The following is a 12,229-nucleotide window of genomic DNA, read 5'->3' as shown; positions in this document are numbered from 1 at the left end:
CCCGTCGGGCTGTCAGCTCTGGGCCGCGAGATCCTTGGCGATCTCAGGCCAGGTGCTGTGGAGCTCACGCTCCCAGTACTCCCACGAGTGAGTTCCAGTCGGCCGGACGGTGAGGGTCGAGTCGACGCCGTTCGCGACGAGCGCCTGCTGCATCTGCTGGGTGCAGCTGTCGACGACCGCTTCGATGACTCCACCCATCAGCACCTGATCGAGCAGCGTCGCGGGGTTCCCGTCGATGAGGCGAGCGTTCGGGACGTCGTACCGACCGGGAAGGCCGGTTCCGGTGGTCATGTACACCTTGACGCCCTTCAGCTTGTCGGCGTGGAGGAACGGATCGTTGTCCTTCCAACCGGGGCCGTCGAGCGGTCCCCACATGTTGGTGATGTCGCCGCGCCCGCGGTCGCCGACGACGGTCCGGATGTACGCCTGTCCGAGCGGATCACTCGTTCGCGCGCAACCGCTGAACGCGGCGACGGAGCGGTACAGCTTCGGTGCCGCGATCGCGAGATTGAAGACCGACGTGCCCGCCATCGAGATGCCCGCGATCGCATCCGCGCCCGTGGTGTTGAACGCCTCGTCGACGAGCGGCGGGAGCTCCTGGGTGAGGAAGGTCTGCCACTTGTTCCGCCCGAGCACCGGGTCGTCCTTCTGCCAATCCGTGTAATAGGAGAAGGCGCCGCTGTTCGGGGTCACGACGTTCACATGCTTGTCGGCGAAGAACTTCTGGTAGTCGGTCTTCGCCTTCCACGTCGCTGAATCCTCGCCACCGCCTGCACCGTTCAAGAGGTAAAGGACCGGCGCGGGACGCGACGTGTCTTTCGGACGAAGAACGGTGAGCGGGATGACTCGCCCCATCGCCGCCGAGTACACCTCGAGGAGCGTCTCCTGCCCTGCGACGACGGCCTTCGTCACGATCCGCGACGGCAGTTGCGCGGTCGCGGGCGCAGTCGACGACGGCGTGGCCGCCGGATCCGCCGACGCGACGCCGGTTCCAGTGCAGGCCATTGCCAGCACCGTCAGTGCAACTGCCCCTCGGACAACAGATCGTCGCATCATCCACCCCATTAGTCTCATGCGAAACAACTGTCACAGATTCTAGCGCGACGACAGCCCCACGGGAAACGGCAGAACAGCGCTGGGCCGGTTTCGATGCGGGAGTTGGCGAAGGCAACTAGTAACGTTCCAACAAGCCAGAATCGCGCCCACGCCAGGCGCCCCGCCAGACGAGACGGACTTCAACGCGACATGTCAGACACCGAAACAGGCACTCCCGAGAAGAAGCCTGCGAAGAAGGACCGCCACCTCTATCAGATCGACTTCGTGCGACTGGTGACGTTCGCGGGAGTGATCCTCGACCACGTAATCCTGGGGATGGCGCCGTACACGGCGATCATCGCCGAAGGCGTCGGCCTGGTCCTGCGGTACACCCGGTACTGCTTCTTCGCGTTGACCGGCTTCGTTCTGACCTACCAGTACCGAAATCGCGATCTCCACGCGCCGACGTTCTGGCGCCGACGGTTCAAGCTGATCGGCCTGCCGTTTCTGGTGTGGTCGCTGTTCTACTGGCTGAAGGACCACTACGATCGCGGCGGAGTCTCCAACGTCTTCGGGATCTTCGACACGGTAGACACCATTCAGCTCGCACTGAAGAGCATCGCGTACGACCTTGTCACAGGTCGCGCTGAGTACCACCTGTACTTCCTGTCGGTCAGCATGCAGATCTACGTCGTGTTCCCGGCCGTCCTCTGGGTCATCAAGCGCACGTGGGGATACCATCGCTACCTCCTGGCGCTGAGCGCCGCAGTCCAGGCATGGTTCATGTTCCAGATGGTTCGCGACTACCCGACGTCGTTCCTTGGCATCCCGGTCGCGTCACTGTTCGAGGACACCTGGCTCGGCGTCCTGTGGCGCAATCTCGAGATCACGCTTCTCCCGTACCAGTTCTTCGTGTTCGCAGGCTGCATCGCCGCATATCACTTCGAAGCGTTCACCGGCTTCATGAAGAAGTACCGCTTCTACATCGTCGGACTCAGCGTCTCCGCGATCATCGCCACTCTTGCGTACTTCGCGGGCAAGGCGAACCAGGCCGTCGCCATGCAGCCCCCGGCAGCCGGCGCAGGCGAGATGTTCCGCGCCACGAACGTCTTCATGTTCCACAACGTGTTCCTCTTCCTCTCCGTGATCTGCCTGCTGTTCATCGGAGGCATGACGTGGCAGGCACGCCGACGACCCGGATCGCTCGCCGACACCGTCCTCCGCAAGGGATCGGACCGTTCGTTCGCGATCTACCTCGCGCACGCCGTTGTGCTGTCGGAGGTCATGTCGACCTCTCGACGATGGACCGATTTGTCGCTCGGAGTGAACATCGTCGTCACGTTCGTCCTGACGGTGGCCTTGACCGTCTTCCTCGCCGAGACTCTCCGGCGCAGCCCTGTCAGCCTCATCACGACGGGCCGCGAACGCGAAGACTGGCGCAAGCAGACACCGGCGAAGTCGGCAGTCGTCGCCATCGGCGCGATCGTCGTCGGAGGGGCACTCCGCGAGTGGGCCAACACCTCGATCGGTTCGCTCATCGCCGCGATCGGCGTGCTGCTCCTCTGGTCGGCCGCCGTTGTCGCCGCCCGACAGCTGTCAGAGACTCGCGAGGAGCGTGCCGCCGACCGCGCAGCCGCACTCGCCGAGCCTGAACCGTCACTGGTGGATGAGATCGAGGATCCCGTCACCGACATCCCCGTCGACGACGAGACCCCCGCAAGGGTCACCGACAAGAAAGACTGACAGCTCGACCCTCACGACAACGCCCGGCGAGATTACTCGCCGGGCGTTGATTTTGACATCTGATCGAACTATTTTGCGAGACTACTATGATTTGTCGCACACTAGGTCTACACTGGAGATAACAGCAAAACCGGACACAGTCCACGACTCGCCGAAGGGAGGCGGACACCATGACCAGCACCTTTGATCTCCCCGATTCGCCTCTCGAACTCGCTCGCCTGCAGGACGCGGTGGCCGCCAAGCTGTCATTGGTGTCACTGACCCCGATGACCGACGACGACGTGCTGCACATGTCCGAGGTGTTCGAGCGTTCCAATCGCCGGTCCGACGGCATCGGCGCCCGCCTGTACGCGGAGGTCTCCACCCGCGGCGCCTACCGCAAAGCCGGCGTCCAGACTCCGGGCAAGTACCTGACCTCCGCACTGCGCCTCGGTGCCGGTGCAAGTAAGCGCCGCGTAACCGCCGCGTTGGCGCTGGCCCCGATGTACAACTACTCGGGCGACCAGCTCGACCCCACCTTGCCGGCCACCGCAGCAGCTGTGGCCGATGGCGACCTCTCTGTTGATCACGTCAGTGAGATCGTCGCCGTGATCGACGAGATCCCCGCCGCGATCCCGGCAGAGGACAAGGCTCGTGCTGAGCGGGAGCTCGCCGAGTTGTCCCGCGAGTTGACGCCGGAGGGGACCCGGGAGGTCGGTCGCCGGATACTGGCCCACCTGGACCCCGACGGGTCGCTGACCGATGATGCCGACCGCGCCCGGACGCGGGGATTTGCGATCCAACCGCAAGACAAGCGGCTCATGTCCAAGATCCGGGCGCAACTGTCGCCGTCGCTTCGAGCCAAGCTCGAAGCGATCCTCACCCTCTGGGCAGAGCCCGGGATGAATAATCCCGACGACCCTGAATCCCCGCGCGGCGCTGCTTACGGTGCAGACGCGGAGGCCCTTTCCGCGGCTCGTGAGCGCGATACGCGGTCGCAGTCGCAGCGCAATCACGATGCGTTGGAGGCGATGCTCGACCATCTGCTCGCCAACGGTGCCCTCGGCGACTCCGTCGCACTGCCCGCCCACCTGGTCGTGACGGCCTCGCTCGAGGACCTCGAGAACCGGGCAGGTGTTGCGGTCACCGCCACCGGCACGCGCCTGCCGGTCACCGACCTTGTCGACATCGCCGCCGACGCCACCCCGTGGCTCGAAGTGTTCGAAGGCCAGTCGTCGCAGATTCTGTACTTCGGGCGGGGCCGCCGGTTGGCGTCGCTGGCTCAGCGGCTGGCGCTGTTCGGTCGGGACCGCGGATGCACCGCGCCCGGCTGCACCACCCCGTGGTCACGGACCCAAGCCCACCACATGCCCGACTGGCAAGACGGCGGACCCACCGACATCGACCACCTCGGCGGGGCGTGCGGGGGACATAACCGCAGTGTCTCCGCCAAGCCTGGCGGATGGGAGACCACCATCCTCACCTCCGGCCCGTTCAAAGGCCGGGTCGGATGGCGACCCACCGGCTCGAACCAGCCGTGGAAAGTCAACCACTCGCTCCAGCCGGAAAAGCTCCTCCCCGCCATCCGGGCAACCCAGTCCGGATCGGCTGTCGAGAAATGGCTCTCCTGCCGGATCCCGGCACCACCACCGGGACCACCGGCCCCACCCGGGGTCGACGTGGTGCGGAACCCCGCCTGAGCTGCTCAGGCGGGGACACCGCCATGCTCAAAAGCGTTGAGAACACGTGACACTAGCGCGGGCGGAGAACGTCCTCGACAAGCTTCGCGACTCCGGCCTTGCCTGCGGTTGTCGGATGGTACGGCGGGCGGCCAGGGAAGCCCTGCAGCCACGGCTCGGGCGAGCAGACAGTGTGCGCCTTGCCTGCTTGCGACGCCTGGACGAGTGTCGAACCAGTCGCACGCGCAGCGCGAGCGGTCGCGCCGGCGAGCGTATCTGCCACGACGCTGGCCTCGAGAACCTCCCACGGGGCCAGCGGGAGTCCAGGACAGACGATGTCGGCAGCCGACACAACAGGCAGGTAGTCGACGAACACGATCCGCGCCTTGGGTGCACGCTTGTGAACTTCTCGCGCGATCGCGATCAGGTTCTGTTCCACCTTCACGAAGTCTGCGGGTGTCGGTGCCGGCGCGGGGATTCGTGACGCATTGCAATGCACGGGCGTCAGACCCGACATCGCCAGGTTCACGCAGCTCTGCACGCCAAGCCGGCCGATGTAGCCGACATCGTTGCCGCCGCTCGTGATCGTGACAAGCGAGGTGTCTGCGGTGACGGCGTTGATCTGGGCCGGCTTGTGATAGCGCTTGGACGGTGCCAGGATCTCGGACGTCGTCGATCCGGCGCAGGTCACGTCCATCAACCGGTAGTGCATGGTCTCGGCGACACGGCTCGGGTAGTTGTCGTCGCTGCGTCCGCAGTTGTTCACGCCACGCTTGTTGGACGACGGCCCCGAAGCGAACGAACTCCCCATCGCCACGTACTTCGGCAACTCTGCCTTCGGGTGTGCAGCGGCCATCGTCGGTGTTGTCGACGCGCCGCTGTGAGCGTCCCGCGAAGTCGCGATCGCCACGCCGAGACCCGCCACAAGCGCCATCGCAATGATGACGATCATGACGCGCGACAGTTGGAATCGAGACGAGGGCATGACGGCTAGTTTCCCATGAGAACCTGTGAAGTTGCCGAACGTCGACACGACCGAGCGTGTGATGTTTGCCGCGTATCAACGCAGCCGTCCCGCACGATGACTGTTACCGCCCCTGCCCGTAGCCGTAACCCTGCGGCGGCCGAACGCCGGCCTGCGTCTGCTCGTAGTCTCCCGGCTGCTGAACTGGCCTCGGCTGCGGCGGCGGAGGCATCGGCTGCCAGCCCTGCATCTGCGGTTGGTTGTGAGGCGCGGGACCGGACGCAGGCACCTGGCCGTACTGCGGAGGCCCACCCGGCTGGTATCGCTGCGCAGGGTGCGGAGCAGTCGGGAACGGCTGCTGCATTCCGAACTGGGTCGGAAGCGGCCCGTGGAAGCCGCGCGGGGCCTCGGGACGGAACTTCTCCGGAAGCAGGACCAACGCCAGTGCCGCCACACCGGCCAGGAGCGCGACGATACTGCCGAGGAACACGAACCAGATGCCGTACGCGCGGTCGAAGTACGCACCCGCGTCGGACGTGTCCACCCAACTCTCGAACACCGCCGATACCGGGTCGGAGAAGAACACTGTGGCGGTAATGAAGGATGCAAACCCTACGAGCACTGCGACGAACGCAGCCATCGGTTGAAACCTTCGCGCGACAAGAGCTGTCGCGGCCAGACCGAGAACGATGCCGAAAACGATCGTCCAGGCGCCCGGCGCATCTGTGTCTTGCTCTTGCTCACGCTCGGCGTCGCGCAGGTCGCGGCGCGAGAAGTAGTCGGTGTCGTCTCCGGACACCGATTTCGAGATGCCGCCCAGACCTGAATGTGACGTGGATACGGTCACATCCGCACTCTTCAGTTCCACCTCTGAGACCGTCCACGACAAGCAGCTGAACACGACCATCACCACGGAAACGACAGCGAGCACGATCCCCACAATGAACAACTTCTGCGGGTGCTGCGCCGTTGACGCGGTGAGCAGGCTGCCTCGTCCCGGCCGTCGCGGCGGATACGGGTACGCCCCGACCGGCTGTCCGTACATCATCGTTCTCCCCTGGGGCACCTCGTCGGCCGGAGTCCTTCACTCGACCCAATGGCACCTGAGTGTAGGCGTCCACCACCGCGGATCGGACATTGACGCCATTCTCAATGTAGTTCATCTCATCAGACGACCCTGCGTCGGAATGAGCGAAGAGGGCCCGACCGATACGGTCGGACCCTCCTCTGGGAGATGACGTCAGTGCTGCGGCGGCGGGCCGTAGCCCTGCGGCGGCTGCTGTCCCGGGTACTGCTGCCCCGGAGCGCCCTGCGGCGGCACAGGCGGGAAGCCGCCCTGCTGCTGCCCGTAGTTCGGCGCGGCCGGCGGCTGCTGACCGTAATTCGGCTGTGCAGGCTGCTGGCCGTAGTTGGCCGTGCCCGGCGCGAAGCCAGGAGCACCACCGGGCACGGTAGGTCCGGCAGGTAGAGCACCAGCGCGCGATCCACCCAGTTTCTCGGGCGCAACCGTCATCAGCACTGCCAGCGCGCCACCGACGAGAGCAACGAACGACAAGATCAATGTCAGCCACAGGCCGTAGCCTGCGCTCGTATCGGCGGTTCCGCCCTCCATGTCGCCCATGTTCCCGCCGAAGGCGCCCAGTGGGTCCGCGACAAACACGATCGCCGCAATCGTCGATGCCAGACCTGCCACAGCCACCACGACCGCGCCGATGCCGGGGAACCGCCGGACAGCGATCATTGCGCCACCGATCACGAGGAGTACTCCGAAGATGATCGTCCACACAGCCGGTGATCCGGGCCCGTCGCCATCCTGGGACTCCGAGTCGAACTCCTTCGCGGCGTTCGCCTCGATCTGGTCCTTGGTCGAACTCGGGATGCTGTCGGGAAGATTCATGTCGATGCTGGCCGAATGGCTGCCGACACCATTTATCGACATCTCGACCTTCATCGACATTTCACCGGCACCTGGGATTGACTCCGAGAACGACGCGGTCAACGACAACCAGTTCAAGAAGCTGCACACAATGATGAGCAGTCCGACCACGGCTGTCACTGCACCGATGATAAGACTCTTCTGATTCGGTGCGGCGGTCGGCGCAAGGATCGCCTGGGCCGCCGAAGCCTTCGCTGGTGCAGCTCCGAAGGGCGGAGGTCCAGGCTGCTGCGGATTCGGACCCGAAGGATATTGCGGGTTGGGCGGACCGTAGGTCATGAAATCTCCCCGACGTAGTGATGGGTCATGCACCCCGGCAGGGGTGCGCTGACCCTTCACTCTAGGAGACGCCTGCCACTCCCGCTCGAACGAGGTCATTCGTTCACACGACCGCGACACACGACGACGGCCGGTGGGAGTGTCCCACCGGCCGCCGTACTGCTGGATCTATTGCAGATCAGGCCACGTCGTCGCCCGAACCTGCAGTCTTGGTCAGTTCCACAGCGTCATCGGGGATGTTCCGCGGACGCTCCGAACCGGTGAAGGTGAAGTGCGCGTCTTCGCCGTCGCCTTCGCCGTCCCAGCCCTCGACGTCCACGAGGATGATCTGGCCGCCCTTGATCTCCTCGAAGAGGATCTTCTCGGACAGCTGGTCCTCGATCTCGCGCTGGATGGTGCGACGCAGCGGACGAGCACCGAGCACCGGATCGAAACCGCGCTTGGCGAGCAGGTTCTTCGCCTTCTCGGTCAGCTCGATCTCCATGTCCTTGTTCTTGAGCTGCTTCTCGACACGACCGATCATGAGGTCGACCATCTCCAGGATCTCGTCCTGCTTGAGCTGGTGGAACACGATGACATCGTCGATGCGGTTCAGGAACTCGGGGCGGAAGTGCTTCTTCAGCTCGTCGTTGACCTTCTGCTTCATCCGGTCGTAATTCGATCCGCGACCGTCGTCCTTGCTGAAGCCCATGCCGACAGCCTTGGAGATGTCGGACGTGCCCAGGTTGGACGTGAAGATCAGAACGGTGTTCTTGAAGTCGACCGTGCGCCCCTGGCCATCGGTGAGGCGGCCATCCTCCAACACCTGCAGCAGCGTGTTGTAGATCTCCGGGTGCGCCTTCTCGATCTCGTCGAACAGGACGACGGAGAACGGCTTGCGACGAACCTTTTCGGTGAGCTGGCCGCCCTCGTCGTAACCGACGTAGCCGGGAGGCGCACCGAAGAGACGCGACGCGGTGAAGCGGTCGTGGAACTCGCCCATGTCGATCTGGATGAGCGCGTCGTCCTCGCCGAACAGGAAGTTCGCGAGCGCCTTCGACAGCTCCGTCTTACCGACGCCGGACGGACCGGCGAAGATGAACGAGCCCGACGGACGCTTCGGGTCCTTCAGACCCGCACGGGTACGACGGATCGCCTTCGAGACGGCCTTGACCGCGTCCTCCTGGCCGATGATCCGCTTGTGCAGTTCGTCCTCCATGCGGAGCAGACGCTTGGTCTCCTCCTCGGTGAGCTTGAAGACGGGGATCCCGGTCCAGTTGCCGAGGACCTCGGCGATCTGCTCGTCGTCGACCTCGGAGACGATGTCGAGGTCGCCTGCACGCCACTGCTTCTCGCGCTCAGCGCGCTCGGAGACCAGCTTCTTCTCCTTGTCGCGGAGGCTCGCCGCCTTCTCGAAGTCCTGCGCGTCGATCGCGGACTCCTTCTCCTTGCGGGCGTCGGCGATGCGATCGTCGAACTCGCGGAGGTCTGGCGGAGCGGTCATACGACGAATGCGCATGCGGGCACCGGCCTCGTCGATGAGGTCGATCGCCTTGTCCGGAAGGAAGCGGTCGTTGATGTAGCGGTCGGCCAGCGACGCGGCAGCCGCGAGCGCACCGTCGGTGATGGACACCTTGTGGTGCTGTTCGTAGCGGTCGCGCAGACCCTTGAGGATCTCGATGGTGTGCTCCACCGACGGCTCACCGACCTGGACCGGCTGGAAACGTCGTTCCAGCGCGGCGTCCTTCTCGATGTACTTGCGGTACTCGTCGAGTGTCGTGGCGCCGATGGTCTGCAGCTCACCGCGGGCCAACTTCGGCTTCAGGATGCTGGCAGCGTCGATCGCGCCCTCGGCGGCACCTGCGCCGACGAGCTGGTGCAGCTCGTCGATGAACAGGATGATGTCGCCGCGGGTGTTGATCTCCTTGAGGACCTTCTTGAGGCGTTCCTCGAAGTCACCGCGGTAGCGGCTGCCCGCGACCAGGGAACCCAGGTCGAGGGTGTACAGCTGCTTGTCCTTCAGCGTCTCGGGGACATTGCCAGAGACGATGGCCTGCGCGAGGCCTTCGACGACGGCGGTCTTGCCGACGCCGGGCTCGCCGATGAGGACCGGGTTGTTCTTGGTGCGGCGCGAGAGGACCTGCATGATCCGCTCGACTTCCTTCTCACGGCCGATCACCGGGTCGAGCTTGCCCTCGGACGCCGCTGTGGTCAGGTTGCGACCGAACTGGTCGAGCACGAGTGACGTCGACGGGGTGCCGGAGTCGTTGGAGCGGCCGCCGGTGCCTGCCGTCTCCGGCTCCTTGCCCTGGTAGCCGGACAGCAGCTGAATGACCTGCTGGCGGACCCGATTGAGGTCGGCGCCCAGCTTCACGAGGACCTGGGCGGCGACGCCCTCGCCCTCGCGGATCAGGCCGAGCAGGATGTGCTCGGTGCCGATGTAGTTGTGACCGAGCTGCAGCGCCTCGCGGAGGCTGAGCTCGAGGACCTTCTTCGCACGCGGCGTGAACGGGATGTGCCCGGACGGAGCCTGCTGGCCCTGGCCGATGATCTCCTCGACCTGACTACGGACGGCCTCGAGCGAGATGCCGAGCGACTCGAGAGCCTTCGCCGCCACGCCTTCACCCTCGTGGATGAGGCCCAGCAGGATGTGCTCCGTGCCGATGTAGTTGTGGTTGAGCATCCGCGCTTCTTCCTGCGCCAGGACGACAACCCGGCGTGCGCGGTCGGTGAACCGTTCGAACATTGTTCTCCCTCGATTGCTTGCGCCCCGGTCGCTGCCACGTCAGCCGTGGCTGTAGATACGACCAGCCCTGCCTTCACTCTAGTGCTCTGGCCGAACTGTGCCTGCATTACGGATGCCCCTGGCGGATGCCAAGGCCCGCGATGGGGGTCTGAGGTTGACAACGTCGCACGCAGGCACGATGTTCCCGACTGTGTACGCCGTGAGCGAACGACGCTCAAGGCGGGCATCGGATCCCTCGAATTGGCCCGAACGGGCCACAGAGTGCAGGTCGAGAGTGTTAGCGTCCGAGACGATCACGACTTCTCAGACGGGGTGGACGGAATGCGGATCGATCATGCTCGGAGACGGGCGCGGACACGGTTCGCGCCGATCACACTCGCAGTGATTCTGGCCCTCATCGGCTCGATGATCTCCGCGCCACCCGCCGACGCTGCCAATCACTTGTTCCCCGACATCTCCGATGTCGCCGTCGACCGCGCGGACTGCGGTCCGGGGTCCCTTCCCGAGAAGGGGATGCAGGGCCTGGTGAGCGCAGAGGACCGGAACTCAGGCCGGTCACGTCTCGGCTACCGCTGCAACGTCACGAAGGTCGGCGGGGTCCGCGGCGCCGGCGGCGGCATCGTGTCGGCCACCTACGACCACTGCAGCTACACCGGCAGTCTGTTCCCCGGCAACAACCTCGTCCGGCAGCCCGGCGTGCAGGTGGTGAACGTCGCCGACCCGGCGAACCCGAAGGTCGTCGGATCGCTGACGTCACCCGCCATGCGCGGCGGCACGTGGGAGACGTTGAAGGTCAACCGGAAGCGCAAGCTCCTCGCGGCGACGGCGGTCCCGCTCCTGTGGGGCGGCGGATTCTTCGCTGTGTACGACATCTCCGACTGCGAGCACCCGAAGCTCCTCAACTCCGGTCCCGGAACCGCCACGCCGCTTCCGTTCACCTCGCACGAGGGCGGATTCTCGCCGGACGGCAGGACGTACTGGGCGTCTGGCGTCTTCCCCGGTCACCTCAGCGCCATCGACATCTCGAACCCGCGGTCGCCGCGTGTGATCTGGCAGGGTCTGCACAGTTTCCTCGGACACGGATTCGGCATCTCCCCCGACGGCAACCGCATGTACCTGTCGAACATGGCCGGGATCACCGTCCTCGACATCAGCTCGGTTCAGCGGCGCGCTCGGTTCCCGCAGGTCAGGCACCTCGCCGCGTACCTGTGGCCGGACGGGCAGCTCAATCAGCACTCGATTCCGGTGATGATCGGCGACCGTCCGCACATCATCACCGCCGATGAGGGCGGCTCCGGCGGCGTCAAGGTGTTCGATGTGACGAAGGTGAACAGCCCGAAGTACGTCGCGCAGATCAGACTCGAGGTCAACCTTCCGGAGAACCTCGACACCAATCTCCGCTCCTCGATGGGCGGCAGCCTGTTCTCGTCGAACCCGCACTACTGCGCGGTCGACCGGCCGAACGAGCCGACGACCCTCGCCTGCTCGTGGGAGTCGTCGGGCATCAGAGTCTTCGACATCAGAGATCTGAAGAAGATCTCTGAGATCGGCTACTACAACCCGCCCGCCCAGAAGAACGCGACGATCGCCGACCTGCCGAATTCGCCGCACGTCCTCGGTTCGATCATCGGGGTGCCCGCCATCGAGTTCCTCAGCCTCGGAATGTCCATCGTCAACGGCAAAGTGAAGCTCAACGATGCGCTGGGCCCACGCTCGGGCATGGTCGTCGGCGGCGACATGTCGACCGACTGGTGCTTCTCGCCTCCGGAGTTCCACGGCCAGCAGGTGTGGACGACGTGCGCCGACGGCGGCTTCTACGCGTTGGAGCTGAGTCCACGGATCTACACGCCGCCCGCCGACCAGGAGTCGACCATCGGATGACTCGACGT

Annotated in this window: 8 protein-coding genes; 3 read left to right on the top strand and 5 right to left on the bottom strand. The window is 65.0% G+C overall.

The window, feature by feature from the left end; genetic code table 11:
* Nucleotides 1-12: 12 nt before the first annotated feature.
* Nucleotides 13-1,065, bottom strand: a complete 1,053-nt coding sequence (locus tag GM1_RS10250) for an alpha/beta hydrolase (RefSeq protein WP_008378550.1) — start codon at nucleotides 1,063-1,065, stop codon at nucleotides 13-15.
* Between the two features lie 180 nt (nucleotides 1,066-1,245).
* On the opposite strand from GM1_RS10250, the gene GM1_RS10245 reads away from it, so the two are divergent.
* Nucleotides 1,246-2,778: an acyltransferase gene (locus tag GM1_RS10245; protein ID WP_008378549.1), complete on the top strand. Its 1,533-nt coding sequence runs from the start codon at nucleotides 1,246-1,248 to the stop codon at nucleotides 2,776-2,778.
* Between the two features lie 170 nt (nucleotides 2,779-2,948).
* Nucleotides 2,949-4,457, top strand: coding sequence for an HNH endonuclease signature motif containing protein (locus tag GM1_RS10240; RefSeq protein WP_008378548.1), 1,509 nt, complete (start codon nucleotides 2,949-2,951; stop codon nucleotides 4,455-4,457).
* Between the two features lie 52 nt (nucleotides 4,458-4,509).
* Here GM1_RS10240 and GM1_RS10235 read toward each other — a convergent pair whose 3' ends face one another.
* From GM1_RS10235 to GM1_RS10220, 4 genes are all read right to left on the bottom strand, one after another.
* Complete coding sequence (locus GM1_RS10235) at nucleotides 4,510-5,388, bottom strand: SGNH/GDSL hydrolase family protein (protein WP_075052080.1); 879 nt, start codon at nucleotides 5,386-5,388, stop codon at nucleotides 4,510-4,512.
* 136 nt (nucleotides 5,389-5,524) lie between these two features.
* The gene (locus tag GM1_RS10230; RefSeq protein WP_040519824.1) at nucleotides 5,525-6,448 is read right to left on the bottom strand and encodes a hypothetical protein; all 924 of its coding nucleotides are present in this window, start codon (nucleotides 6,446-6,448) and stop codon (nucleotides 5,525-5,527) included.
* 192 nt (nucleotides 6,449-6,640) lie between these two features.
* Nucleotides 6,641-7,714 (bottom strand): hypothetical protein, encoded by a 1,074-nt coding sequence (locus GM1_RS10225; RefSeq protein WP_157435935.1) that lies wholly within the window; start codon nucleotides 7,712-7,714, stop codon nucleotides 6,641-6,643.
* 79 nt (nucleotides 7,715-7,793) lie between these two features.
* On the bottom strand, nucleotides 7,794-10,340 hold the full coding sequence (locus GM1_RS10220) for an ATP-dependent Clp protease ATP-binding subunit (RefSeq protein ID WP_008378542.1): 2,547 nt from the start codon (nucleotides 10,338-10,340) through the stop codon (nucleotides 7,794-7,796).
* A gap of 321 nt (nucleotides 10,341-10,661) precedes the next feature.
* Between GM1_RS10220 and GM1_RS10215 the strand changes: the two genes are divergently transcribed.
* Complete coding sequence (locus tag GM1_RS10215) at nucleotides 10,662-12,221, top strand: LVIVD repeat-containing protein (protein WP_008378541.1); 1,560 nt, start codon at nucleotides 10,662-10,664, stop codon at nucleotides 12,219-12,221.
* The last annotated feature ends 8 nt before the right edge of the window (nucleotides 12,222-12,229 follow it).

It is taken from the genome of Gordonia malaquae NBRC 108250 (assembly GCF_000344135.1).
Taxonomy (GTDB): domain Bacteria; phylum Actinomycetota; class Actinomycetes; order Mycobacteriales; family Mycobacteriaceae; genus Gordonia; species Gordonia malaquae.
Note: the sequence above shows the minus strand (reverse complement) of the source record. Positions and strands in the feature narration are given on the sequence as shown.